This window comes from Rhodosalinus sediminis, assembly GCF_003385555.1.
In the GTDB taxonomy this organism is placed as follows: domain Bacteria; phylum Pseudomonadota; class Alphaproteobacteria; order Rhodobacterales; family Rhodobacteraceae; genus Rhodosalinus; species Rhodosalinus sediminis.
The window spans coordinates 1-304 of the sequence record NZ_QOHR01000124.1; the positions used below are offsets into that span (position 1 = coordinate 1).

Here is a 304-nt window from a genome sequence, read left to right on the forward strand (position 1 = left end):
CGATGCCGCGCAGCAGCGCGCCGATGTTGTCGCCCGCCTCGCCCCGGTCGAGGAGCTTGCGGAACATCTCCACGCCCGTGCAGGTCGTCTTGCGCGTCGGCTTCAGGCCCACGATCTCGATCTCGTCGCCCACGTTGATCACGCCGCGCTCGACGCGGCCCGTCACCACCGTGCCGCGCCCCGAGATCGAGAACACGTCCTCGATCGGCATCAGGAACGGCTGATCCACCGGGCGCTCCGGCGTCGGGATGTAGTCGTCGACCGCCGCCATCAGCTCCTTGATCTTCTCCTCGCCGATCTCGGG

1 protein-coding gene is annotated in these 304 nt (G+C 68.8%); it reads right to left on the minus strand.

Going from position 1 to position 304, the window contains the following annotated elements; all coding sequences use genetic code 11:
* The coding region (locus DRV84_RS15375) for an EF-Tu/IF-2/RF-3 family GTPase (RefSeq protein ID WP_239995115.1) at window positions 1-304 on the minus strand (304 nt) is incomplete at both ends.